Source organism: Bartonella machadoae (genome assembly GCF_022559585.1).
In the GTDB taxonomy this organism is placed as follows: Bacteria; Pseudomonadota; Alphaproteobacteria; order Rhizobiales; family Rhizobiaceae; genus Bartonella; species Bartonella machadoae.
The window spans coordinates 1,690,520-1,714,926 of the sequence record NZ_CP087114.1; the positions used below are offsets into that span (position 1 = coordinate 1,690,520).

Annotated in this window: 33 protein-coding genes and 2 pseudogenes; 30 read left to right on the top strand and 5 right to left on the bottom strand. The window is 40.3% G+C overall.

Annotated features, from left to right (window positions below; genetic code table 11):
• Positions 1-50: 50 nt before the first annotated feature.
• From LNM86_RS08150 to LNM86_RS08170, 5 genes are all read right to left on the bottom strand, one after another.
• The gene (locus LNM86_RS08150) at positions 51-578 is read right to left on the bottom strand and encodes an antA/AntB antirepressor family protein (protein WP_241437272.1); all 528 of its coding nucleotides are present in this window, start codon (positions 576-578) and stop codon (positions 51-53) included.
• Between the two features lie 39 nt (positions 579-617).
• On the bottom strand, positions 618-923 hold the full coding sequence (locus tag LNM86_RS08155) for a hypothetical protein (RefSeq protein ID WP_241437273.1): 306 nt from the start codon (positions 921-923) through the stop codon (positions 618-620).
• 12 nt (positions 924-935) lie between these two features.
• Positions 936-1,664 (bottom strand): Rha family transcriptional regulator, encoded by a 729-nt coding sequence (locus LNM86_RS08160; RefSeq protein WP_241437274.1) that lies wholly within the window; start codon positions 1,662-1,664, stop codon positions 936-938.
• Positions 1,665-1,726: 62 nt separating this feature from the next.
• Positions 1,727-2,116 (bottom strand): hypothetical protein, encoded by a 390-nt coding sequence (locus tag LNM86_RS08165; RefSeq protein WP_241437275.1) that lies wholly within the window; start codon positions 2,114-2,116, stop codon positions 1,727-1,729.
• A 234-nt stretch (positions 2,117-2,350) separates the two neighbouring features.
• Complete coding sequence (locus LNM86_RS08170) at positions 2,351-2,620, bottom strand: helix-turn-helix domain-containing protein (protein ID WP_241437276.1); 270 nt, start codon at positions 2,618-2,620, stop codon at positions 2,351-2,353.
• A gap of 152 nt (positions 2,621-2,772) precedes the next feature.
• Here LNM86_RS08170 and LNM86_RS08175 point away from each other — a divergent pair, with 152 nt between their 5' ends.
• The 30 genes and pseudogenes from LNM86_RS08175 to LNM86_RS08320 all read left to right on the top strand — a co-directional run bounded on the left by LNM86_RS08175 (position 2,773) and on the right by LNM86_RS08320 (position 24,407).
• Positions 2,773-3,132 carry a hypothetical protein gene (locus LNM86_RS08175; protein ID WP_241437277.1) on the top strand — a complete coding sequence of 120 codons (360 nt, stop codon included), beginning with the start codon at positions 2,773-2,775 and terminating at the stop codon, positions 3,130-3,132.
• 66 nt (positions 3,133-3,198) lie between these two features.
• Positions 3,199-3,522: a dATP/dGTP diphosphohydrolase domain-containing protein gene (locus LNM86_RS08180; RefSeq protein ID WP_241437278.1), complete on the top strand. Its 324-nt coding sequence runs from the start codon at positions 3,199-3,201 to the stop codon at positions 3,520-3,522.
• Complete coding sequence (locus LNM86_RS08185; protein WP_241437279.1) at positions 3,519-3,923, top strand: hypothetical protein; 405 nt, start codon at positions 3,519-3,521, stop codon at positions 3,921-3,923. The genes LNM86_RS08180 and LNM86_RS08185 overlap by 4 nt, the downstream gene beginning before the upstream one ends.
• 405 nt (positions 3,924-4,328) lie before the next feature.
• Entirely contained in the window at positions 4,329-4,796 is a 468-nt protein-coding gene (locus LNM86_RS08190) for a crossover junction endodeoxyribonuclease RuvC (RefSeq protein ID WP_241437280.1), read from the top strand.
• The gene (locus LNM86_RS08195; protein ID WP_241437281.1) at positions 4,789-5,955 is read left to right on the top strand and encodes a YdaU family protein; all 1,167 of its coding nucleotides are present in this window, start codon (positions 4,789-4,791) and stop codon (positions 5,953-5,955) included. Before LNM86_RS08190 ends, LNM86_RS08195 begins: the two co-directional genes overlap by 8 nt.
• Positions 5,873-6,376: a hypothetical protein gene (locus tag LNM86_RS08200; RefSeq protein ID WP_241437282.1), complete on the top strand. Its 504-nt coding sequence runs from the start codon at positions 5,873-5,875 to the stop codon at positions 6,374-6,376. Before LNM86_RS08195 ends, LNM86_RS08200 begins: the two co-directional genes overlap by 83 nt.
• Before the next feature lie 169 nt (positions 6,377-6,545).
• Positions 6,546-6,890: a hypothetical protein gene (locus LNM86_RS08205; protein ID WP_241437283.1), complete on the top strand. Its 345-nt coding sequence runs from the start codon at positions 6,546-6,548 to the stop codon at positions 6,888-6,890.
• Positions 6,877-7,392, top strand: a complete 516-nt coding sequence (locus LNM86_RS08210; protein ID WP_241437284.1) for a hypothetical protein — start codon at positions 6,877-6,879, stop codon at positions 7,390-7,392. Before LNM86_RS08205 ends, LNM86_RS08210 begins: the two co-directional genes overlap by 14 nt.
• A gap of 50 nt (positions 7,393-7,442) precedes the next feature.
• On the top strand, positions 7,443-7,952 hold the full coding sequence (locus LNM86_RS08215; protein WP_241437285.1) for a hypothetical protein: 510 nt from the start codon (positions 7,443-7,445) through the stop codon (positions 7,950-7,952).
• A gap of 213 nt (positions 7,953-8,165) precedes the next feature.
• Complete coding sequence (gene ssb / locus LNM86_RS08220; RefSeq protein WP_241437286.1) at positions 8,166-8,618, top strand: single-stranded DNA-binding protein; 453 nt, start codon at positions 8,166-8,168, stop codon at positions 8,616-8,618.
• 9 nt (positions 8,619-8,627) lie between these two features.
• Positions 8,628-9,170, top strand: coding sequence for a hypothetical protein (locus LNM86_RS08225; RefSeq protein WP_241437287.1), 543 nt, complete (start codon positions 8,628-8,630; stop codon positions 9,168-9,170).
• A 317-nt stretch (positions 9,171-9,487) separates the two neighbouring features.
• On the top strand, positions 9,488-9,808 hold the full coding sequence (locus LNM86_RS08230; RefSeq protein ID WP_241438965.1) for a hypothetical protein: 321 nt from the start codon (positions 9,488-9,490) through the stop codon (positions 9,806-9,808).
• A gap of 42 nt (positions 9,809-9,850) precedes the next feature.
• Positions 9,851-10,396, top strand: a complete 546-nt coding sequence (locus tag LNM86_RS08235) for a hypothetical protein (protein WP_241438966.1) — start codon at positions 9,851-9,853, stop codon at positions 10,394-10,396.
• Between the two features lie 369 nt (positions 10,397-10,765).
• Positions 10,766-11,347 (top strand): hypothetical protein, encoded by a 582-nt coding sequence (locus LNM86_RS08240; protein WP_241437288.1) that lies wholly within the window; start codon positions 10,766-10,768, stop codon positions 11,345-11,347.
• Complete coding sequence (locus LNM86_RS08245; RefSeq protein ID WP_241437289.1) at positions 11,340-13,268, top strand: phage terminase large subunit family protein; 1,929 nt, start codon at positions 11,340-11,342, stop codon at positions 13,266-13,268. Before LNM86_RS08240 ends, LNM86_RS08245 begins: the two co-directional genes overlap by 8 nt.
• Before the next feature lie 3 nt (positions 13,269-13,271).
• The gene (locus LNM86_RS08250) at positions 13,272-13,520 is read left to right on the top strand and encodes a phage head-tail joining protein (RefSeq protein WP_241437290.1); all 249 of its coding nucleotides are present in this window, start codon (positions 13,272-13,274) and stop codon (positions 13,518-13,520) included.
• The gene (locus LNM86_RS08255; protein WP_241437291.1) at positions 13,520-15,064 is read left to right on the top strand and encodes a phage portal protein; all 1,545 of its coding nucleotides are present in this window, start codon (positions 13,520-13,522) and stop codon (positions 15,062-15,064) included. The genes LNM86_RS08250 and LNM86_RS08255 overlap by 1 nt, the downstream gene beginning before the upstream one ends.
• Positions 15,054-16,121 carry a S49 family peptidase gene (locus tag LNM86_RS08260; RefSeq protein ID WP_241437292.1) on the top strand — a complete coding sequence of 356 codons (1,068 nt, stop codon included), beginning with the start codon at positions 15,054-15,056 and terminating at the stop codon, positions 16,119-16,121. The genes LNM86_RS08255 and LNM86_RS08260 overlap by 11 nt, the downstream gene beginning before the upstream one ends.
• A gap of 110 nt (positions 16,122-16,231) precedes the next feature.
• Entirely contained in the window at positions 16,232-16,384 is a 153-nt protein-coding gene (locus LNM86_RS08265) for a hypothetical protein (RefSeq protein ID WP_241437293.1), read from the top strand.
• Positions 16,381-16,749: a head decoration protein gene (locus LNM86_RS08270; RefSeq protein ID WP_241437294.1), complete on the top strand. Its 369-nt coding sequence runs from the start codon at positions 16,381-16,383 to the stop codon at positions 16,747-16,749. Before LNM86_RS08265 ends, LNM86_RS08270 begins: the two co-directional genes overlap by 4 nt.
• Positions 16,750-16,761: 12 nt before the next feature.
• Positions 16,762-17,838 (top strand): major capsid protein, encoded by a 1,077-nt coding sequence (locus tag LNM86_RS08275; protein WP_241437295.1) that lies wholly within the window; start codon positions 16,762-16,764, stop codon positions 17,836-17,838.
• A 1-nt stretch (position 17,839) separates the two neighbouring features.
• Positions 17,840-18,193, top strand: a complete 354-nt coding sequence (locus LNM86_RS08280) for a head-tail joining protein (protein ID WP_241437296.1) — start codon at positions 17,840-17,842, stop codon at positions 18,191-18,193.
• A gap of 119 nt (positions 18,194-18,312) precedes the next feature.
• Positions 18,313-18,849, top strand: a complete 537-nt coding sequence (locus LNM86_RS08285) for a hypothetical protein (RefSeq protein ID WP_241437297.1) — start codon at positions 18,313-18,315, stop codon at positions 18,847-18,849.
• The gene (locus tag LNM86_RS08290) at positions 18,842-19,531 is read left to right on the top strand and encodes a phage baseplate assembly protein V (RefSeq protein ID WP_241438876.1); all 690 of its coding nucleotides are present in this window, start codon (positions 18,842-18,844) and stop codon (positions 19,529-19,531) included. Before LNM86_RS08285 ends, LNM86_RS08290 begins: the two co-directional genes overlap by 8 nt.
• Positions 19,528-19,871, top strand: a pseudogene (locus LNM86_RS08295) (GPW/gp25 family protein). The gene LNM86_RS08290 and the pseudogene LNM86_RS08295 overlap by 4 nt, the downstream one beginning before the upstream one ends.
• Positions 19,868-20,695, top strand: coding sequence for a baseplate J/gp47 family protein (locus LNM86_RS08300; RefSeq protein ID WP_241437298.1), 828 nt, complete (start codon positions 19,868-19,870; stop codon positions 20,693-20,695). Before LNM86_RS08295 ends, LNM86_RS08300 begins: the two are co-directional and overlap by 4 nt.
• A complete protein-coding gene (locus LNM86_RS08305; RefSeq protein WP_241437299.1) occupies positions 20,695-21,750 on the top strand; it encodes a phage tail protein in 1,056 nt (351 codons plus the stop codon). Before LNM86_RS08300 ends, LNM86_RS08305 begins: the two co-directional genes overlap by 1 nt.
• A gap of 68 nt (positions 21,751-21,818) precedes the next feature.
• On the top strand, positions 21,819-22,985 hold the full coding sequence (locus tag LNM86_RS08310) for a tyrosine-type recombinase/integrase (protein ID WP_241437300.1): 1,167 nt from the start codon (positions 21,819-21,821) through the stop codon (positions 22,983-22,985).
• 218 nt (positions 22,986-23,203) lie between these two features.
• Entirely contained in the window at positions 23,204-23,410 is a 207-nt protein-coding gene (locus LNM86_RS08315; protein ID WP_241437301.1) for a helix-turn-helix transcriptional regulator, read from the top strand.
• A 99-nt stretch (positions 23,411-23,509) separates the two neighbouring features.
• A pseudogene (locus LNM86_RS08320) lies at positions 23,510-24,407 on the top strand (DUF7146 domain-containing protein).

The window sequence follows — 24,407 nt, forward strand, 5'->3', positions numbered from 1 at the left end:
TGATATTGACCACCTCCCCGTCTTTAAAGACGAGGAGATGACATTATAAACTAAGCAGCTTTCACAACAGATCTTGCTAAAATGCGCTTGGCTTCTTTTGTGACTGATTTGTAATGATCAAGCTCTTTTTCGATTTCATCTATCTTTAAAAGACGACCAAAAATTATACCCATAATTTTAGAATAATTTGTCAAAACATATTGGCGAAGATAATTAAAATCATCAAAGCGTGTATCACTATCATAATCAACAGATTGGCTTTTTAGTTTCTTTTCACACTCGATAAAATATCGACGAGCTTGTCTGCCTTTCTCATTTCTCTCAACCATTGAAAGTTCTTTTGCCATATCTAAAGTAAGATGATACTCTGTCATACTTACATTTTGACGTTCCCCCGTTTTGGGGAACGTTAAAATATAGTCTTTTGCACAAACAAATTTATATGTTTTGATACGGTTTTTAATCCATGTCGTAAAATCACGACCTACCTCTAAAAACGTATGTAATTCACGTGCATTAACGGTTTTGACGATTTCACGGTCAATAATTTTTTCCGATATTGTTATGAGAATGTTCATAATGAACTCCTGTTTGTTAGACGTTTTTCATTAACACTTTTAAAAGTGCCGGGTGCTGAAAAACACGGCAAACAGTCCGTCGTTATGCTTTCCCCATAAAGGGTATTGTATAGCATAACCACACCCGACAAGAGCATTATATGCATGTAGCATACAACGAGTCAAAGCCTTTAATGTGCGGAAGAAAGATTGTTTCGGCAATCTATCCGCTGTTTGCTTAAGGTGTTTTTCAGGCACCTGATTCGACAATAGACATAATGACATTATCTTGTCAAATAAAAAATTAGCAAACACACGCCTATAAACTATATCGATTGCATCAGTGAATTCGTATTTCTTTTCCATGATGGTCACCCCTTAATGCACGCTTTGTCTTTTGATTTCTTGAGAAAGCACACCAATGCCTTTTGTTGTGATTTTTGCCGAAGGAATGACTTTATTTATTCCGCCAGACGTTTGAATAGTGATGGTAGGACAATCCATCAGACCTTTTTGGATTTTGTCTTGATAAGGCAACAGATGCCCATTTGCCATGCGTCGATAGACCCAACCCTTTTGCTGTAAGAAGAGAATGAACTGTTTTGGTTGCATTTCGAGTATTTTAGCAACTTCAGTAAGACCGAAAAGACCATCATGGCGTTGTAAACTTTCAAGAGCCATTGCTTTTGGTTTTAATTCTGCAATCATATTGTCTTTTTGTTCATTCTCATTTTTGAGATAATTTAAAACCCCTAACATGACTTGTGGACTAGAGTAATCGATTTGCGGTGCCACTACTTGCTGTTCTAATTGTTGCCACCGATCAATTATCTTTGCTCGTAATGCTGTGCTGTAACCTGAGACGAGGATTAAACATTCGCGCTTGGGAAGATTATAACAATTTTGAGGTCTACCTTGTGTGTCTAAATAGGTCCCCCCAAATTTGGGGAGACCCCCTTCATAGTATAATTCTTCAAGCATTTTCTTGATATCGCGCATAACATGGTCATGCCGTTTACTACACAACTCTGCAATTTCAACACTAGACATGGTTTGAATAGCTTCGTTGTTAAAAGTACTTTCTGCTGTTGTGACAAGATTATGCATGCCTGTGCTCCATTTGTGATGATATTTGAAAGAAAGAAAAGGAGGCGTTTTTAAAAACGCCCTTAATAGTTTGGATAATTTGGAATAACATCCCAAAAAGTCAGGCGGTGCTGCTCTTCATAAGTACCGTAGACTTCATCATTATATTTTTCGTCTGCAATTTCTTCTAAAAGACTATCGTAGGCAGCGCTTTCACCTACATAATAATGAACCTTACTGTCCTCATCGAGAAATTCTCTGTTTTCTTTTATGTATGCTTCTGCGATATCTTCAGAAATATCTTCGCAACTGTTTTCAGAAGGATTTATGCGAAAGATTTTTATGGCATCATCTGCCTCGTCAATCATTTCTAAAACTTGGCTTTCATCAAGTGGACCCGAATGCCCAATGTGTTCATCATCACATACAACTAATAAAATTTCATCGGAATTAATAAGAATTGGCTTATCCATAATTTCTCCTCCCTGACGCCTCTTGGCGATCTCTTATGTTTGGTTTATGGACATACAATACGTTTTTCGTAATAACTTGTCAAGAAAAAAAATACGATAAACGTAATTTATTATGTTTATAATCCACATGATTATTATCATTAAATATAAACGGGGACGTTATGTTGGAAATTAAAAGAAAAAAGCGGCTATCTTCAATGCTAAATAAGTTAACTGAAAGCGAAAAAAGAGCTTTTATGGATTTCGTGCTGCGAGCAAAGATTTTAAAAGATCCTCAACAATCTTTTTTTCAGAATCATTTGCTTGAGAATACAAATAAAGAAAATCATCAGAACATAATCCGGAAACAGGTGAGGAATCTTTAAAAAACTCCATAATCTTTACAAGTTCATCAGCTTTAACGTCTCTCATTTCTTTATTGGGATCAAGATTGACAATATTAGATATAGCTGGTCTACGCACTCCAAGATGGGCTGCAAGTTTTGCTTGACTTCCGCGGCCCATTTTGTCGAGCTCTTGCTTTATCCAAATTTTTAGCTCTCTTTGCTTAACCATACTTAAGTTATTTCTCATTTTAAAAAACCTTACAATATTAAAAAATAAGAAAATACGTTTATCGTATTGACTAAAAGTTACTTATATCGTATTTTATTGCCATGATAAAAACATATACAGAAACAGCAAAATTTATAATTGCGTATCTTGGTGGATATCAAAAGGTTGCTAATATTATTAATCGCAATGTTATTGTGGTTAGAAAATGGGCTTATCCTCTTGAAAAACGGGAAGGTAAGGGTGGAATAATTCCGGCTAAATATCAAGTAATACTTCTAAACTATGCCGATCAACATAACATCGACCTGCGTCCGGAAGATTTTTTCTATCCTGAACGTTTGCAAAATTTGTTGGAGGTAGAAAAATTGTCTTCAACATCCGCATTTGTTGATGATTTGTCTGTTCGTGTAAAATCGCGCAAACAACGTAGCACATCACACCAACCCAATTCACACTCTTAAAAGAGATCAAATTAATTGTGCGCCATCATGGTGCATACATATAACACGCACAGTAGGGGGATAATCATGGTTTTAAAAGCACATAAGAATGATATTGGTAAACCGCGTGTTGATCTTATTCCACCACTAACGTTGCTTGATATTGGTCGTGTTTTAGAGTTTGGAGCAAACAAATACAGTGCTAACAATTGGCGTCATGGCATGAACTGGAGCCGTTTGTATGGAGCTGCTTCACGTCATTTATTAACATGGTTTGGTGGAGAGGATAAAGATGTCGAGAGTGGTTTATCACATTTGGCACATGCGGTTTGTTGCCTTCTTTTCTTAATGGAATGCGAAGCAAAACAGATAGGTCATGATGACCGCGTTAAGAGCAATGGACAGAGATGACAATGCGTTTAAATGCTAGTGAGATTTTATTAGCGGCAGCATTCTTGATGTTTATAGTGTTGCTTTTTAGCGGGGTGATGTTTCGTTTTGCATTGCATTATCGTGACCAAGTTAAAGCGCTTAAAGAGCAGCTCATAACTTTAAAAAACAGTATGAAAGCTGTTGATAAACAATACACATGGGCAATGAGTAAAGCTTTAAAAAACGTGGCAAAGACAGTTAGTGATCGGAATATTGCGGTAAAAGAGCGAGATGAGACTATTACAGCATTGAGACAAGATCTTGAGTGGTATGGTGAGATGCTTAAAGCACGCGATGAGGAAATTGAAAAACTGAAACAAGATCTAAAGATGCGTAGTGAAGTGGTTAAAACGCCATCCCATAAGAAGAAAAGAAAGTGAGGGAAAAAAGATGAGTGAGACAGAGATAATTTTAGGTATTGTATTTGTGATCTCTGATTTAGTTATAATCTCCGTTGTTGTCGCGGAAATATTAGACAAAAAGAATGATAAACTCCATGAGATCATTTCGAAAAAACAGAAAATTTTACACGATTTGAAAATGCGTATCTTTAAGAATGGGGTGGGAACATGAATCTAGGTGAATTAATACTCTACTTATTCATATCAATAAATGTAGTGTTTTTTACTGCAATGATGGTTTTTATATTTTTAGTTGCACCGATTCACATGGTGTATACTTCTGCGCAACCCGTCATAAAAAAGAGGAAAATCCTTAAGGAATTAGATGCTGAGATTGAGAGTTTAAAACACAAGATTAATGAGAAGTAAGTACTGGTAATTTAGATGTCTCATACAATTCTTTGTCTTGATCTAGGTACCAAAACGGGCTGGGCTATACGTGGTGTAGATGGTCACATCTTTAGTGGCACGATCAATTTTCAATCACGCCGTTTTGAAGGCGGGGGTATGCGTTATTTGCGCTTTAAGCAATGGCTTACAGAAATGAAATCAACAGCCGGTAGTATTGATGCCGTGTATTTTGAAGAGGTGCGCCGTCATGTTGGTACAGATGCAGCGCATGTTTACGGTGGCTTGTTAGCAACATTAGCAGCTTGGTGTGAATATCATCAGATAGCTTATGAAGGCATCCCTGTTGGCACAATTAAGAAGACAACGACAGGAAAAGGAAATGCTTCAAAAGAAGAAATGATTAAGGCGATGTGTGCAAAGGGACACAAACCTAAGGATGATAATGAAGCAGATGCTTTAGCAATTTTATATTTAATGAAAGAAGGGGATGCGCATGTCTAGTAAATTACCGTGGACGAGGCTGTTTGCAGATAAGTGGGTAATTAATCTCGCTTGTTTACCTTCAATTGAAGGTAATGTTTATATGCGCCTGCGGTTGCAAATGTTGCACACTGGAGAGCCCCTTGTAAACAATCTTAAAGTTTTAGCTCATTACACTGGTTATTCAGTAAAAACATTTGTGAAAGCTTTAGACGTTTTATTAAGTATGGGGCATATCATACGTCTGGAAGATGGTCGCTTATGGAATTTAGATGTTGAAGAAGAATTCAACAACTCTAATGGGAATTTAGATAAGGTATCAAAAACATCTCGATCAAAGAGATTATCAGAGAGAGCACAAAAAGCAGCGATAGCAAGATGGAATAAACATAAAAATGATGCTTGTGATCATGCTAAAGCCCCTGAAAATACTGAAAATTATGCTAAAAATGATGCTAAAGTTGTCAAGCATGATGCTAAAAGTATGCTTAAGGATGCTAAGCATGATGCTTATGATATGCTTGATGATGCCTATATATATAACATAAACAATAACATTAACAGTTATAATAAAAAAACTAACACTATCGTGTTAGCAAAAAAAGAAAACGATTTTGAAGATTTAGAAACAAACAAACAGGTTGACGAGCCTTCAGAAGACCATGATTGCGAAAAGCGAGCAGATGCAATCGAAACGGTGGCAGAGGATAAACCTGCTATTCACGAGCAAGAAAACATTCCCAAAAAAGCCAAGCCGTCTAGAACTGACCGCGGCTGTCGATTACCGGACGATTTTGAACCGGATTATGATTTCGCAATTGCAGAGGGCTTGCCTCCAGAGCGCGTGAAAGTCGAAATCGCAAAGTTTAGAGATTTTTGGAAAGCCAAAGCAGGCAAGGATGCGCGCAAAGCGGATTGGCAAGCAACATGGCGCAATTGGGTGCGAACGGCTATCGATGATTTAAAGAAAGGAAGAAACTATGGAAAACCCAATATTTCACAAACAGAACACCAGCGTGGCAAATCTTATCGAGTTGCACAATACATGTCCGATATCAAAAATTCAGACAGTGCGTACAAGTTTTTATTCGAGGACGATGAAAGAACCACCATTCCTTTGGTTACCGGGACAAAAACCCTCGATTGCAGAAGCGGAGAGAATTACCTCATTAGCCAATGATGCGTTGAAAAAACTTGAAAACAAAGCAACGGAAGAGGAAATCAAAACCACGTATCTTGTGTTGTCGAATGGTCTCAAAAGCCCATCAGAATATGATGAAAAATCAACAGCACTTGCGTATTTTTACACGCTGGACGGTATAAGCAGCTGGGCATTGCAAACGGCAACAAAGAACGCTTTGAAAGGCAAAGCAGAAGGTTTAAACGCAACTTTTATGCCATCAACAGCCGATTTTTATGGTTACTGTGAAAGGCTTGAAAACGGTATACGCATGAGTGTCGATCAAATACTTAGGTACCTTCAAAGGACTGAGAGACAGGACAAGGAAAAAGAGACACCTATAGCACCAGAGCGCTTAGAAAAGCTTCAAAAAGAGCTGAGTGAAGTTTTAAAGGGTCTTGAAGACGAGATAGCAAAATAGTGAAAAATGCTGATCATTTTGTGATTAGATATGTGTTTAAATCGATAAAAAGGCACATTACAAAGCGATTTAGAGATTTTTTGATGTTGATCACATAAAAATCTAAAAACACTTTGTACAGTCAATTTTGAGGCAAATAGACCAAGTGGTAAAATTATGGAATAAAAGCATGAGAATTTTTAAAGATCTCTTTTTAACAAAGCGTAAACAACCGCAAAAAAAGTTTGTTGCAACAGCAAGAGGGCATGCACCATGGGGATTAGGGGTTACAGAGTATTTTTATAACCTTTATGAATATGAAGATGGCGCAAGAGAATATGAGGAATTTGATGGTGGGCAATATCATGAAATACCAGAAAATGCAGATTACAGTACCAAAGCGCAAGTGAAAGCATGGGTTTATGGCGGTAGAGTGCCTAAAAGCGTCCTGAATTACGAGCCCCTCATAGATGAAATTAACAGAGAGATCAAAAAATTATCAAAAAACACAGGAAATGAATATGTTTACAGATAAGCAGCTAAGAGCCTTGTTGGGCGTTATAAGTTTTATATTTTTATGTTTTTTAGGAATAAGAAAAAATATTGACTTTATTCAGACTATTTTGACATTCGCGTCTGTTTCTTTGGTAATAGTAACAATTGTTTTTGCAATTTTATGCAATTCTCATATTCCTTATGAATTACAAAACAATCCAAAATATAAATGCGGCAATACAACAGGTTGGCAGAGATTAACACGTGATTTACAACAATATATGCATAGGCTCTTAAAGCTCATGACTTTAGCGCTTGTCGTTTTACTTTTTCCAAATAGTTACAAAGAAACGGTTTCTTTGCCCGTCATTTCTCAGTACGTAGAGCACAAGCTTTCTTTTTCATTGGATAGTGTACTTTGGTACTCAGATATTGCTCTTTGGTATTCTCTTTTAGTTTGTGTATTCTTTCTTATTTTGCGTACACGCAGTTTGATAAATATATCTATTTACACCCTACAGTGCTCCATTAAAAAGCCATAGTAAAATTTTTGATTTTGATAGAGTTTTCGTTATCTCTACAGGAGACTTCAGTGAACAAATTAACACCTCAATCTGATGGAAATACTAAGGTTCTCCTTGATATGCTTGATGTCCATCTGAAAAAAAATAATGGTTTTATAAAAACTGATTTTTATGACTTTAAGTATATATACGACGGTCCTTTTTTAGTTTCTGAAACCAAGTCTTTTCCACTTGAATCCATTATAATCGTAAATATCGAACAACCAACAGAAAATGAAATAGACCCAATGGATAAAAGCCCAGTTACGCATGTTTTTGATTATTTAGAAAAAGTTCATAAAGGTGAGGCTTTCACAGTGGATGGATATCCAATACCACCATCTCAAAATATTCCTGTATTTTGCTATATTGTCTGCGATTTCACTGAAAATATGAGAAGGTCTTGCAGGTTTTTGGATTTAACTAAAACAAACGATGGTATGCGATATTTTGGTTACCATAAGAACTACAAAACCTATATAGAAGTTACCTATATAGAAGTTTTGTCTTTTGAAAAGCTTAAAAGCCGGAGAAGCTAAGTAGGATTTAAGACAGAGTAGATATTAACTCTTAGAACTTGATACTATACACCATGCACCTGTATCAATCGATCTTTATTTTAAAGAGTGCTATAAAACATAATTTAATATGTTAAAAAATAATAATATCCTTTTGAATTGATTGAAAAAAATATACAAATCATGTTAAAATTTTATATGTATAAAAAAGGTGCAAATTTAAGGTAAAAAAACATGCTGAATAAAGTGATCTTAATTGGGCATTTGGGGGCTGATCCCGAAAGCAAAACAATGAATAATGGTACTGAGGTGGTCAATTTTCGTATGGCAACTTCTGAAAGCTATACTGATAAGGCAACCAATCAAAGAGTCGACAAAACGGAATGGCATTCTGTTGTGGTTTTTAATCCACATCTGGCAAAAATTGCTCTTCAATATCTCAATAAAGGTTCAAAGGTCTATGTAGAAGGCAAATTACAAACCCGCAAATGGAAAGATAGAAATGGTGGCGAACATCTTGCAACAGAGATTGTCTTGCCACAATTCAAAGGTGAATTGTATTTACTTGATGCAAAGAAAGAGCAATCTGCATCCCCTACCCCTTCACCTGTCACTGCTCAAAGTTATGCTGCTACTTCAGGAGCTGCTGATTATGGAAAACCTGTCAATGATGCTATTCCATTCTGATTGAAAAATATGACAAAGAAAAAGAAACGAGCAAAACGTGGTCGTCCACGAATTAAGGGATGTGTAAGAGAACCAAATGGACGCATCTCAAGAGCAAAAACACCGCGTAAACCTGTTGATCAATTGGCTATAGAAATGCGTGCTAAACGCTTTGGTTTGTCCATAGAAGATGCCAAAAATCCGCTTTCCGGTACCTATATCGGGCGGCTTTATTTACAAGGAAAACTCAATCAAGATCAATATGAGGCTGCACAAAAGTATCTCCAAATCAGAAACAATTACCTCTGTGCAAAAGTATTACCTAGTGCTGTTTATGATGATTTTACTCCTTCATCAAATGGAGAAGCACAAAAACGGTGGATTGAAAGAGCAACTGATTGTTATGAAAAAATGAAAGAGATTATCAAAGAAGCACAATATCTATATCGCCAACACAATTTTTATGCTGCATTACAATATCTTGTTATAGAAGATCAAATGCTACCGCATCTTGTTAATTCACTCTGTATTGTACTTAATGCGCTTCACAAACATTTTACGCAAAACCGGTAGTCGTCAAGCGGTATCTTGAATATGAATGGTAACTTCTTTCTAAAAACACCAGATTTTGATTAAAAAAATAAAAAAAATACTAGATGATGATTTTTTCTGTTGACATCGTGTAAAAAATCGTATTTTATGACGGCACGGCACTAGTCGTATTGTGTCTAAAATTCAAAAATGTTCCCCAAAATTTAGTAAGATGTAGACTTGAAACAGGGCTAAAAAGCCCTGTTTTCTTGGTAATTCTTGCTTGTCCATTCTTTCAAATCGTAAAAAGCAATATTTGACGCATGATGTCATTAAATCATTCCTCAAAAGGAGCAATAATGAAAGCTGTCATCACTAAACCAATCTGTGTCGTTGGCGACAATAAAAGCACCGTTCGTTTTGAACCTTCTACACAAAATACCCCATTTGTTGAAATTTCTAATCAGGTCTATGCTCGTCTCAAGCGTGCCAATGCTGCAAAACCTTTTGTTGAAAGCAAAACAAATGCAAAGCCTGATAAGACAAGTGAAAAGGTTGAAAAAGAAGAAAATGAAAATGTCAAAACATCAACTGAAGCAGTGGTAGAGGAAGCCACACCCAAACAAACCAAAACATCTAAAGTTTCTAAGCCAGCAACATCTACTCCAAAAAAGGCTTAGAAGTTGAAATTAATTATCCACCAAAAATGGTATCTTCAACAAATGAAAGATACCTTTACAAATCTTCAAGCACCACGCCTTAATTGGGCTTTGCGTAATGCTGTAAATACCGCAGCAAAACAAGTGGAGCGCTTTGCCGAAAAGAAAGTTTCTGAACTTACATCAGCAAAATCAAAGCGTATCAAGAAAGGTGTTTATATTAAAGGAAAGGCTACAGCACAGCTTCTCGAGACAGATATCATTGGCTCTGGAACACCGATACCTCTTAAATTTTTTAAAGCAAGAGAAACAAAACACGGTGTGACCTATACAATGTTTGGTAAGAAAAAAATCTTACCCCATGCTTTTATCAAGGGAGGGAGTTTTCCAAAGCGTGTTGAATTAAAAAAGATGCACGGTAATGTTTTTCAAAGAGTGGATGGTGATCAATTCCCTATTGCAAAACAAGAAGGACCATCAATTGCTGGAGTAATGTCCAAGCCAGAAATTGCAAATACTATTACACAATATGCCAATGAGAGATTAATCAAAAATATCCAGAGACAACTTGACCGTCAAGAATATGCCGCTAACAGGAAAAAGAAATAATGTTCTTAAGCTATGTAAACACACTACTCACTTTAATTGTAATTTTTAAAGCAAATTATCACTTGTACTTTGGCTTTTTCCATAAAAAATTCAATAAAATCAATGCAAAAGGTACTTTCCAGCGGGTTGGGAGTGTTGCGGGGCAGGACAGCGCGAACTATCGCTAGCGTTAGAATTTTTTAAATTGACTGTACATTGTACACATAACCCATTGATAAATAACGATTTCAATATGTGTACTGTACAATATGTGAAATGTTTCCTTATCCCATTGATAGCTTGTTTTTCAGTTTGTGATGTAAAACTCTCTTTATCCTGATACGCCGTCTTACTTCTTCGGGCATAGAAGAAGGCAAGGAGAAATTTTGAATGAACAAGAAGCATCGTGAGGGTCTCTCTGTTCGCGCTTTTGCCAAGAAGATGGGTGTGTCGCATAATGCGGTGGTTTCTCGGATTAAAACAGGCAAATTTGATGCTGCTCTTTTTGAAGATGGTTCTGTCAATGAAACCCTTGCAACAGCGATATGGAATGAGAATCCTACAAAGCGCACTGCTTCACTTTTAGCACCTGATGGACAACGGCGGACAAAGATCAAACAAACCTCAACAGATGGAGCCAACGAATACAAGATCAAATTGGAGCGAATGCAAGTTGCGCTTGAAAGAGAGAAGATTGCTCTGGAAAAGTTACGCGAAACAACGGTTGACCGTGAAGAAATGAAAAAGGCAGCGCGTGAATTTGGAAGAGCACACCGTGATGCTATGTTAAAATTTCCTCACCGTTTCGGTGCAAGCATTGCAGCACAAGTGGGATGTGATGCTGCTAGCCTTATTGGTGCCATTGATTATTACATGAGAACAGCTTTGCTTGAGGCAGTTAACATTCCTGTGCCTTTTCATGATCCTCATTCTCCGGAGTTAGAAATCTTGCAAGAAACGAATAATGGATGAAAATGCAATCAAAGAATTTTTCGCCTATGCCAATGACGCACGACAACCAGATCCACCGTACACGGTTTCGCAATGGGCGGATAAGAATAGATACCTTAGCACCGTAGCAAGTGCAGAGCCTGGATTATGGAGAACAAAGCGTACCCCTTATTTGCGCGAAATCATGGATAACCTTTCCTCTTACATGCCAATTGAAACAACAATTGTCATGAAAGGAGCGCAAATCGGAATGTCTGAAGCAGGATTGAACTTCTGCGGTTATGCTATTCATTATAGTCCGGGACCCGCTCTTTATGTGATGCCAACAGTCGAGACCGCGAAGAAACTTTCAAAAACGCGTCTTGATCCAATGATTATGGCAAGCCCTGTTTTAAGTGAACGCATTGCCCCTGCCCGTGCACGAGACAGCGGAAATACAATGTTTTCGAAAGAATTTGATGGGGGAGCATTGATGCTTACAGGAGCAAACAGTGCTGCTGGTTTGCGTTCCATGCCTATTCGTTATCTGATTTTGGATGAAGTTGATGCCTATCCTCTCAGTGTGGATAACGAAGGTGATCCCGTGATGATTGCCGAAAAACGTACCTCAACCTTTGTGCAGAGAAAGATTTTTAAATTGTCCACGCCAACACACCGTGACACAAGCCGTATTGCCAAAGATTTCGTGCTTGGTGATCAAAGATATTACAATGTCCCTTGTGATAAGTGTGGGGTTCTACAGCCCATTGTTTGGTCGCAAATCAAGTGGCCGAAAGGAGCCCCCGAAAAAGCTGTTTTTGTTTGTGCCCATTGTGGTCATGAACATGCCGAGCACAGAAAAACCGATCTCATGAGTGAGGAAAGAGGTGCGTGCTGGGTTCCTACGAGTGAATCAACGAGACCGAATTTACGCTCTTATCATATTTCGGCACTCTATTCACCTTGGCTAACGTGGGGAGAATGCGCAAGAGAGTTTTTAGAAGCGAAAGATGATCCAGCGCTTTTGCAACCTTTTGTTAACACAGTGCTTGGAGAGCCATGGGAGGACAGAACAGGTGAAGTTGTTGATCCTGATAGCCTCTATGCAAAACGCGAAGATTATCCCATTGCACCGCCGCAAGCCGTGTTATTGACCGCCGGCATCGATGTGCAAAACGACCGCTTAGAGCTTGAAGTGGTTGGATGGGGGCGTGGTGAAGAAAGCTGGCACATTGATTATCAAGTCATTCCCGGTGATCCATCTTCTTTTGAAGTATGGGACCAACTGGATGAATATCTGACAAGACGCTGGTCACACCCTGGTTACAAAGATGGCATCAGAATAACAGCGGCTTGTATTGATACCGGTGGTGGACATACACAAGCCGTTTACAATTATGTACGCCCCCGTGAAGGACGACGCATCTGGGGAATTAAAGGACAGGCGGGATGGCGTGCGGTATGGCCACGCCGTCCAAGCAGAAACAATAAAGGACAGATTAATCTCTATATTGTTGGTGTTGATGCAGCAAAAGATATTATCACGGCACGATTAAAAAAATCCGGTCCTGAAGCATCGGGGGCTGGTGCAACACACTTTCATAAAAGCCTTGATCGGGAATATTTTGACCAGCTCACGGCTGAAAGAAAAGTCATCAAATATTTTAAAGGCTTCAAGCGCATAGAATGGCAAAAAAGTGAGAAAGCAAGAAACGAGGCTTTGGATTGTAGGGTCTATGCTTATGCCGCTTTACAGGGGCTAATTTCGGCAGGAATAAATCTTAATCGAGAAGTTGATATCTTAGAAGAGCGTTTGGAAAAACTTAAAGTTGAAGGCTCTTTAGAGCAGCCAACATCAAGACATTCCCCCTCTCCTTCTCTGAGAAAATTACAAGCAACAAAGCCTCAAAAGAAAAAAATTAGAATGGTGATCAGTCCTTATATGCAAGGGGATTGGAGGTAATTTATGTGTACAGACTTGAACCAAGTAAACAGCAAAACTGACAGACTGGAAAGTTTAAAAAGGCGGCGCGAACAAATTGAAGAGGCTCTCTATTCGGGTGCGCAATCCGTCCGCCATGGCGATAAGCAAGTAAGCAACCGTTCTGTTGAGGAACTTCGCAGAGCACTTGAGATGCTGAACACACAAATAGAAAACCTTGAAGGACGCAAGCGTTCACGTGTTTTCTATTTTAATATATCACGAGGCTATTAATGGCTGGATTTATCAATAAACTCACGGGCTTTTTTACAATTTTTCGTCAACACAATCCGCCTTTTGAGGCTGCAAGCAAAAGCCGTCGCATGGGTGGATTTGACCCCGCAAAAAAACACATCAATAAAGCAATTGAAGAATGCGGCGAAACCATTACTGCTCGTTCAAGATGGCTTTATGACAATGAATCTCTTTATGGCTCGGCAACAGAAGAATGGGTTTCCGCAGCTGTGAGTGATGGGATTAAACCTTATCCTCGCATTGAAGGATTTCAAGAAGAAAAGAAAAAGCTTTTAGACTTATGGTGGCAATGGGTTGATGAGGCAGATTATGATGAAGATGCGAGCTTTTATGGTTTGCAAGCAACAATTGCACGAGAAGTCTTTTTAACCGGCGAATGTTTTGTAAGACTGCATTATGTTGACCTTTATGGACGCTCTGGGGTGCCTCTTCAATTACAAATCTATCCAACCGAAATGCTGGACCTCACTTACAATGGACCTGCGGAAATTAAAGGCAATTACATTCGTATGGGTATTGAATTTGATGCCAGTGGCAAGCGTGTTGCTTATCATTTCTGGGAATACCACCCCTATGATGATTGCCCTGCAAACAGTGCATTTAAGAGCCAAGAGCGCGTGCGTATCCCCGCAAGAATGGTCCTTCATATCAAAGAGCGCCGTATTGCCGGACAATTGCGCGGTTCTCCTAAAATAACACGCAGTATGACAAAGATCTTTCAACTGGAATCCTATGATGATGCAGAGCTTGATCGAAAAAGAACAGCAGCTCTTTTCGCGGCATTTATCTCAAGAAATCCCCCAAACGACGCCAAATTACTTGATAATCGTAACGAAAAAGACGTTGAAGAAGAATCCGAATTACCTGTCATTGAACCAGGTGGATCATTTTATTTAGGAGAGAATAGAGAGATAAAATTTTCAAATCCTGTTGAAGTTGGTGGTTCTTATGAAGCCTTTCAATTTCGCAATATTTTAAAAATTTGCTCGGCTCTCAATATGCCCTATGCCGTTGTCACTGGAGACGTTACGCGGGGTAATTTTTCCAATGTGCGCACCTCCATTATTCAGTTTAGACGTCACGTCAAACAATGGCGCGAACATATCATTGCCTTTCAATTCAACCGTATTGTCTGGGAGCGCTTTGTGGAAATGGCTGTCCTTGCTGGATGCGTAAAATTACCGGGATGGGAAGAAAATCCCTTGCCATGGCTTCAATGTGAAAGCTTTGCGCCCCCGCTTGAAATGATTGATCCAAACAAAGATATCTCGGCAGAAAAAGAAGAAATTCGCGCCGGTTTAAAAACACGACGAATGGCACTTGCCGAACGGGGTTTTGATATCGACAGCATTCATGCCGAACTTGAAGAAGAGCACACCGATGCTCGCGCCCGTGGTTTATCTTTTGATACCGATATGGCGGCACCCTCTGGTGAAAATCAAACGACGAATTTCACAGATTCAGATCCTTCTGAGACTTATGAAAGCAACCAAGGCAGTGAGGCGCACAAAAATGACCAATAATCTTGACATGCCGTTTTTAGTATCACGGCTTTTTGGTGTTCCACATATGCTTGCCTCGACAAAGCTTGATGTCATTCTTAATGCTCTTGCACCGCGTCTTTTTGCTGGAGAAAAGTTTACCCCTCAGGCTTTTTCGCAAGGGGATAGCGCATCTTTCAAACCACCTGAGAGTTACGTGGTGCGCAATAATGTTGCCATCCTACCTGTTCATGGCACACTGGTGCGCCGCGGTGCATGGCTTGGTGCGCTCTCAGGATTAACCTCTTATGAAGGCTTAAGCGCCTCCTTTCGTGAAGCCATTAAACAACCTGATGTCCGAGCTGTTTTGCTCGATATTGACAGTGGTGGTGGAGAAGCCGGCGGGGTGTTTGATTTGGTTGAAGAATTCCAAGCACTCTCACAACACTATCAAAAACCAATTTGGGCACATGCCAATGAGTTTGCCTGTTCTGCTGCTTATGCCATTGCCTGTTCCGCTTCGCAAATCTGGGTAGCTCGCACAGGCGTTGTCGGTTCAATTGGGGTGGTTTGTGCGCATCTTGACCAATCAAGCGCCGATGAAAAACAGGGGTTTAAATGGACCTTTGTCTTTGAAGGTGATCACAAGGTTCATGGTAATCCCCACGAGCCATTGGCTGATACAGCGCTTAACAAAATGCAAGCAGATTGCGCCCTGCTCTACGAGATGTTTGTCGATTGGGTTGCGCAAAACAGACCCCTGAATACTGATGCTATTCGTGACACAAAGGCAGAAACTTTTATAGGCACCCAAGCTATCGCGCTTGGATTAGCAGATGCGCAAGGCACTCTTGCGCAAGCTTTGGAATCCTTAACGGATTTCATCTCACCAAACCCAACAGTAACAGCAAAAGAAGGACAAAACACATGGCACGCACACAATATCGCGCCCAACAAGAAGATGATGAAGAGATTGTCGACATCCTCGATGAAGAAGAGGATGAAAATGATCACGACATCGATAAAAACGCCGAAATCTTTGACGACAACGAAGACGAAGAGGAGGATGAAGACAATGAGGACAAGCGCGAAAACATAAAAGCCATCCTTGAACAAGAAAGAAAGCGCGCTCAAGCCCTGACAACCCTTGAAAGGCAAGCAAAGCGCTTAGGGGTTTCTTTCGATGCCGCAAAGGCTATTAAAAACGGTATGAGTATCGAGAAAGCACGCCAGTGCGTCTTGACAGAGGCTAGCTCTCAAAGCGCCTCTTTAAAACTATCGCCTTATGTTCCTCATGCTGATGGAGAGAGCAAGGCAAAAATTCATACAAAATGGCAATCAATTTGGAAGGTAATAAAATGAGTCATATTATTTATGAAGATGTTCGCAATGGCGCTTATCTTGGGCGCTACGACCCTGACATGTCAAATGAACAAGTGGTATTTGCATCAGGAGCCTTCATTGAGGCGGGGACTGTCATGGGAAAGATAACAAAAACGGAAAAATATGTCCCTCTTAATCCGGCAGCATCCGATGGCAGTGCGGTGCCCGCAGGGATTTCTTATGCCACTGTTGATGCAACAGGTGAAGAACAACGTGCCGTCATTACAGCGCGTTTGAGTACTGTAAAAGCTTCTGAACTGATATGGCCCGATGCAATACTCGAGCAAGAAAAAATGGCAGCTATTCAGTCTTTAGAAGACAACAATAAAATTCTGTTGCGATAGGAGAATACGCACATGGATATGAATTTTTTTAAACATGATGCTTTCTCAAGCATTACAATGATGAAAGCGATTGAAAACTATGAGTTTCAACCGGGTCTTGTAAGCTCTCTTAATCTTTTTGAAGAAGTTGAAACCAGCACCACAGTGGTTGGTATTGAACGGCGTGATAATACATTTTCGCTTATTCAAACCAGTGAACGCGGAGCCCCTTTAGCAGAAGGTGACAGAGACAGTCGCAATCTTCGGTTTTTCAAAACAACCCGTATTGCCAAAAGTGATACTGTGAAATCAGAAGAAATCCAAAACCGGCGTGAATTTGGCACAGAAGATCAGTTAGAGACGGCAATGAAATATATTGCCAGAAAACAAAAGAAACTGATTTCTGAAATCGAATTGACATGGGAAAATATGCAGCTTGGGGCTGTTCAAGGTGTTGTCCTTGATGCTGATGGTTCGGTGATTGTCGATTGGTACAAGGAATGGGAAATTACCCCACCAAAGCCGATTGACTTTAAACTGGAGAATGAAACAACCAATGTTGCTGATAATGTTGATCAGGTCATTATGAGAATGATTGAAGCTTCAAAAGGAGCGTTCTCTGACCGTTCACGGATTATTGGACTTTGTGGGAATGAATTCTTTTCCAAACTAAAAAACCATAAAACCATTCGTGAAACCTATTTAAACACAGCCTTAGCTCAGACACTCAATAGTGCAGGAGGTGTTGCAACACCAAGTGCTCTTGGTACGGGGAGCTTTGGCAGTTTTGACTTTGCCGGTGTGACCTTTATCAATTATCGCAGTATTCATAACTATAATGTGAGTGCAAAGGCTGGGACAAAGCGTGCGATAGGAATTAAGCCTGATGAATGTCAATTCTTTCCTGTTAATGCGCCTGGTGTATTCCAGAAAACCTTTGCACCTGGTGAAAGCTTAGATTTTGCCAACACGGTTGGAAAACCTCTCTACACGATGCTAATCGTCGACCATGACCGTAATGCATGGGTAAAGCCTGAAGTCTACAGCTATCCGCTTTACATTTGCACACGTCCTGAAATGCTGTTCAAAGCCGTCATTGGAGGGAAATAACATGCTATGGCACGGGCTGCTTAACAAAATGGTAAAAGAGGTACGCAACACCTTTGGGCAGCCCGTCATCTATACGCGAAAGGACAATCAACAATCTTTTCGGATTACAGCAATTTACGGCATCAAACATTCTGAATCGGATGCTGGTGGCAGAATACCGACAACAATTCCAAGAAAAGAACTTGATCTTTGTATCAATGATATTGGCGGATTGCCACCAAAAGCTGATGATAGTGTCGTGGTGCTCTCCCCTGAAAACACTGAAGAGACAACTCAAGAGCGCTTCGTTGTCACCGATGTCCAAGCTTCAGAATCCGGTATGTATAAGCTTGTTTTAAGGGAGGTAAAACAATGAGGCATCTTTTCTTAGCGGCACAGTAAAACAGCATTTTGATTATCCGTAACACTGTAAAACTTCTTCTTTAAGACGAAGAGGAAGCAAATAAAAATGGCATCAATTAAACAGGAACTTTTATGCATCCGAGAGAGACGATAAGAGAAAGTTTTGTTGCACTGATCAAGGCAGCAAAGACAACGGCTGGTGACAATGTGTTTAATATGCGTGATTTCAACTTTTCCGTTGAGAACACACCGGCAATTAATATCTCAACACAAAGCGAAACGATTGAAGATGGCTACGATGATGCAGTAAGGCGGCGTGTCTTAACCGTGGATGTTGAATGTTATGCGACACAAGAAGATGGTGCGCGTTTTGTCGACCAATTAGCATGGGAGGTTGAAGAGATCTTCTACGCCAATCCCAATCTCAATAACACCGTGGAAACATGCCACCTGCAAAATATTGCTTTTGCCTTTGGCGATAATGGTGCTCTAGCACTCCATGGGGCAATTTTAACCTTTGAAGTCACTTATGTGACCAATATCCCCTCCCCTGAAACACAAGAAGATGGTGCAAGCGCAAAACCTATTGAACCTTTCTTGAGGATTACACCACAAACAGGCGTGGGCAATGAAGACAAATATCATAAAATCGAGGTCCCCCATGCTTGAGCGGCGCGATAAAGACATCACCGATTTAAAAAGACGTCTCGCAAATATGGTTATGGTGGGCACAATTAGCCATGTCGACCATAAAAATGCACGCTATCGGGTAAAAAGCGGCAATCTTATCAGTGACTGGATTCCAGATACCCAAGCCCGCGCCGGTAAAACATGCTCTTATGAAGGACGGGATGTTGGAGAACAAGTGGTGGTGGTTGCATCATCAGGGGATTTAGCGCAAGGGGTGATTGTTGGTTCTATCCATACCGATGCTAATCAAGCAGCCGATAAAGGCAATATTCATAGAACAATTTATCCCGATGGCACCATCCTTGAATATGATGATGAACAAAACAGCTATAGCATGCAGATCAAATCAGGCGGAAAATTCATTCTCACAATTGCGGATGGCGTGTCTCTTAAAGGTGATGGTGGCAAGCTAGAACTTACCGCACCAGAAGGTATAAAAATTGTTTCACAAAGCGATATCAATTTCAATGCAAAGGGCAACATCTCTTTGCAGGCTGGTGGTGATGTTTCACTTCATTCCAATGAGAGTCTCTCTCTTCATTCTGCTCGCAATGTTGCCATGAATTCAAGTGGTTTGACCCATAACGGCACCAATGTAGGAGCAACCCATGTTCACGGTGGTGTTGTTCTTGGTGGCTCCATGACAGGAGGTCCCAATTGAACATAGGAATGAACCGTAGCACAGGAAAACCCTTGACTGGCATTGAACATTTGCGTCAATCCATCCTTGATATTTTATCAACACGCATTGGTACGCGTGTGATGCGTCGTGATTATGGTTCACACGTTGCAGATATCATTGATGCACCGGTCAATGACGCCTTTGCTGTTCGTATTTATGCCGCTATTGCCGAGGCTTTAGACAAGTGGGAACCACGTTTTAAACTGAACAAGATTGATTGTAAATGGAATGAGAATGGGCAAGTTTCCTTGTGTCCTTTGAAGGTCTTTATTTGCCTTCAGGCAAGCCCATCACCATGGAAGGATTGCTGATAAAATGAATGAAGCACTTGCAAAACCAGAAATCATTACAGAAATTTCCTTTGAAGAAATACGAGCAGCAGCTCTTGACCACTTAAAAGAACTGTTGCCCGGATATAGTGTTCTTGAAAGTGATCCAGCCGTAAAAGTCATTGAAGCCTTTAGCTATCGAGAACTGCTTTTAAGGCAACGTATTAACGAAGCCGCTCGCAACAATATTCTTGATTTTGCAACCGGTGAATCTCTTGACGCTTTGGGTAACTGGCATGGAATTGCCCGCATGGAGGGTGAAAGTGACGAGAGATATCGCGAACGCATAAGACTTCATGCCCGTGGTGGCAAGGGAAGCGGAACAGAACCCTATTACAAACTTATAGCCATGTCCGCAGATAGCCGTGTTAAGGATGCCATTATTTATCGCAAAGGCAAAGATCCAACCATCTATGTTGCGCTTTTTGGCAATAATGAAGAAGGCACAGCTTCTGAAGATCTCATACAAACAGTCTCACAAGCCCTTCACAGAAAGAATATCATCATGACCAATGATACAATCATTGTGCACGCTGCTGTCAAAAAAGTGGTGGATTTACAAGCCGATGTTTGGCTGTTACCCGAAACTTCTTTGAAAATTCTCACGACAATGGAAACAAATTTAAGAACAGCATGGCGAAAAGAACACGCCATTGGTCGTGAATTAAGCCTTTCATGGTGGGTTTCTAAACTGATGATTGCGGGTGTCCAGAAAGTGATTGCCATTACACCAACACAAGACAGAGCCGTTGGTGATGAAGAGGTTTTAGCGATTGGTAAGGTCACCTTAAACTTCAAAGGACGGGCACGCTAATGGTTGGTGCCCTCCTCCCAAACAATGCAACAGAATTTGAAAGGCGCCTTGCCGATGCTTGCGACTTTCATCAAGATGTTGATGGCGCTGTTTTGGGGATTTCACGCTCTAAGCTTATCACCCGCCCTCCTCGCTTCTTGCCGTGGTTGATTGAAGAATATGGGCTTGGAGAGCTTACGCCTTATGTTCCAAACCTCTATGATTTGATTGACCAAGGGCTCCAATGGCAGCGTTTGCGCGGTTCTTTAGCGGCCATTGATAGAGGGCTTGAATGGCTTCAGATTACAGCACGCTTGACACCAGCATGGTCGGGGCGTGCGTGGTGGAATTCCTTTCAACTTTACTTTGATCAATTGCCTGAACAAAGTGCTCTTGAAGCCATTGAAGCCATCACAGAACTTTCCAAAAGCTTACGCTCTGATTTTCGCCGCGGTGTCAATGGTTATGACGTGCAAGCTATGGAAGGCAATATGTCACGCCTTGATGACAGTCTGCTGGACTATGAGAGCGGTGTGCGCTTAACAGCGAGGGACACACTGTTTTCCTTTGGTCGCACAACAGAAATTACGCACAGGCTTGCCAAACAAGAAGGCTTGTTGATTGGCAATTGGATGGATGACGTGGATGGGGAATTAAGTTGGGACCAAATTGATTACCCATGGGATATGGCAAATTTCCCTTGGTGTTCTGTTAAAAAACATGAACGCGATATACTGATGGCAGAGTGGTTTTGCAACCGCACCCTTTATCTCGTGTTAAAAGACAGTGATGATGATGTCATTGGGTATCGCAGATGCAACATTGTCCAACCAGTAGAACAGAATTTAGCGGGTGTGTATCACCATTTGGGCGATTGTTATCAACCCTCCTCGATGGGCACAGCAGTTCTTATTGCAGCACGCACGGATTTTCAAGATGTTGACGGCAGAAAAGCCGCCTCTATTGCTGACAACGCATTGATTTATAATGATAATTTACTGTTTTGCATATTGAATGAGACCCCCGAATATTGTAAGATTCTCTCAATTCAAATCATCTTATGTTCAATCAATTAAAGTCACTTATTTGCACGTCATAAGTGGGGTTGGTGTGTGGGTAAAAAACAGTTTAGAAAGGAACAAAAATGCCTTTAATGAATCGTCTTAATGCAAGGGCTGTCGCAACATTGGGGGCTGGCAAATATAATGATGGTGCCGGCTTGGTACTTCATAAGCGTAAAGATGGGGGTGCTCAATGGCTTTTACGCTATACCATTCACGGGCGGCGTCGTGAAATGGGATTGGGTGCCTTAAGAGATGTTTCTTTAAAACAAGCTCGTGAATTGGCAACCCAATGGCGTTTTGTTCTTCGTGATGGTCGTGACCCCATTAAAGAACGTGACAAACAAAAGCGTGAGGCAATGCGTAATCTGCATTATCTAAAAGATATCGCTTTAGATACTTTTGAAACTCGTAAAGCAGAATTAAAAAATGATGCTAAAGATGGGCGTTGGTTTTCACCTTTACAACTTCATATTCTCCCTAAGTTAGGTTGTATGCCGGTTTCAGAAATTACTCAAACCGATATACGCAATGTCCTCGCTCCCATCTGGCATACAAAAGCTGGAACAGCAGAGAAAGCTCTCATTCGTCTTAATATTTGTCTCAAACATGCTGCTGCAATGGGATTGGATGTTGATTTACAGGCTACAGAAAAAGCAAAGGCTCTTTTAGGCAAACAACGTCATAAAATCAAAAATAGACCAGCAATGGATTGGAAAGATATACCGGCTTTTTATAAAATACTTTGCAAAACACCAACTCTAACACAACTGGCTTTGCGTTTGCTTATTTTGACAGGTGTTCGTACCTATCCTTTGCGTCATATCCATAAAGATCAAGTTGAAGATGATATATGGACCATCCCTGCTGAAAATATGAAAGGAAAACGTGATGCTACAACAGAGTTTCGTGTGCCTTTATCAAATGAAGCATTAGAAATTTTGAAACAAGCGCGTCCTCTCTCTCGTAATGATTTCTTTTTTTCTGCAACTGGTCGTGGTCCTCTTGCTGATACTTGTATGTCACAATATATGAAAAAAATTGGACTTGAAGCCTGCCCGCATGGTTTTCGGTCTAGTTTACGCGATTGGCTAGCAGAAACAACTGATGCCCCTTTTGAGGTAGCAGAAACCATTCTAGGTCATGTGGTCGGTGGACAAGTAGAGCGTGCTTACCGTCGTACTGATTATTTAGAACAGCGCCGTGTTTATATGGATAAATGGGCTGCCTATGTTACGGGGCAATCTTAAAATATGGGGTCTTGTACCCCATTTTTACTTCATTATCTGTGGATAACTTTCTCTCTTCGTTTACTCATTTTTGCTCAATAAGATTCATAAATTATCAAATGAGAAAATACATCATAAAGTACTGTTTTTTATGATTAAACTTACTTTCAAATCTCAATAAAATATGGTTAATAAATACTTATGATTTGTTACTATTTTTAGATTGAAAGGATTTAGTTATGACTGAAAATGATGTTCTTCTTACAGACCGCGAAAGTGCAAAATTATTGCATATAAGCGTTTCAACATTCCGTCGCCATGTGACCAATGGAGCTTTACCAAAACCTTTAAAATTTGGTTCTTTATCGCGTTGGTTAAAATCGGATCTGTTGAATGTGATTGAAAAAGCCAAAACGCAACGTCAACATCTCAGTGATGTGGCATAAAAAAACCTTGTCACGTAAGGACGGACAAGGCTTTCTCAAATTATCGTAAATTGAAAATAGCAAAAACCGTCCTGTGACGCAACGTCTAAGGATGCGAAAATGTATCATTTTATAAATGCTCGGGGCATTACAAATGCCTTGCGGGGTGTCTGGTATGGTGCTTATGGACTTGCTCGCTGCCCTGCTCATGATGATCAAGTGCCTAGTTTATCCCTTGCCAATGGAAATGATGGGCGGCTCTTGCTTTATTGTTATGCCGGCTGCTCTTTTAAAGAGATCTTACAAGCTCTTAAGAGCATTGCTCTTATCAATACACAAACATGTTTTGATAAAACTTATGATTATAGGTTTTCTCTCTCAAAACAGTTTTGTTCTGAAGATAACAAGGCAAAACAGAAAGCAGAGAGAGCACAAAAGATTTGGAAGCAAAGTCAACCAATTAAAGAGACCTTAGCAGAGCTTTATTTACGCAAGCGTGGTATCACTTGTAACTTGCCTCCCTAGTTTACGCTTTCATAGCAAATGCCCTCATCCCTCTGGGAAAAACATCCCCGCGTTGGTTGCTCTTGTTGAGGGTGGTGGCTCCTTTGCAATCCATAGAACCTTTTTACAAGACAATGGATGCAAAACAGAACAGTTACCAACAAAAGCGATGCTTGGCTCTGTTAAGGGCGGTGCTGTGCATTTATGCCAAGCCAATCACCAACATCTGGTCATTTGTGAGGGAATTGAAACAGGTCTTTCTCTGCTGTCTGGTCTGTTATCAGAGCCTGTGACTTTATGGGCATCCCTCTCAACCAGTGGCATGGTGCATGTGAATTTACCTCATATCAAATCAAAAACCCATCTCACCATAGCTATGGATGGCGATGATGCGGGTCGTAAAGCAGGTTTTGCCCTTGCTGCCCGTGCTTATCGCCAAGGCTTCAATGTCTTGATGATGCAAGCTCTCCATGGCTCTGACTTCAACATTTTATTATTAAATTATGAAAGATAA